Annotated in this window: 1 protein-coding gene; it reads right to left on the bottom strand. The window is 49.0% G+C overall.

Translation table 11 applies throughout. The features are described from left to right. Positions 1–345: hypothetical protein (locus HMPREF3120_RS12285; protein WP_210384507.1), on the bottom strand; the 345-nt coding region annotated here is incomplete at its 3' end. Between the last annotated feature and the right edge of the window lie 69 nt (positions 346–414).

Genomic DNA, 414 nt, shown 5'->3' with positions numbered 1-414 from the left:
TTCGAGCGGCCTTGAGGGGCTGGCGAGAGGGAACGAGTTAATTTCATGAGGTTGCTGTGCAAGGTAAACGGTTGTTGAACTTGGGTTTGACTTTGGTTTACGTTGTGTTGTAGTCTCTGGTTCCGCCGCTTTGACGGCCGTAGCCTTTGAGGGTTGTGGTTGTTGAGTGTGCTGGTGTTGTTTGAGAACTCGATAGTGTGCCAATGCATTTTTTGTTGTTGTGTGCTTGGTGTTGTGTGCCATGTGTGTGCATGCCTTTGTTGGTGTGTGCCGGTGGTGGTTGGGTGAACCATTGATTGCCTGATCATCTGTGTGGTGTGCTTCATTTGTGAGTGCATGATGCATGTTGCCAACCTCTTTATTTTTGCCCCGTCAGGGTTTGGGGGTTGGTTGGAAGTTTTTTGGCTTCCAGTA

Origin of the sequence: Corynebacterium sp. HMSC11D10, assembly GCF_001806995.1 — a bacterium.
GTDB classification, from domain to species: domain Bacteria; phylum Actinomycetota; class Actinomycetes; order Mycobacteriales; family Mycobacteriaceae; genus Corynebacterium; species Corynebacterium coyleae.
The sequence above is the reverse complement of the archived record's forward strand: the minus strand, read 5'-3'. Positions and strand labels throughout refer to the sequence as shown.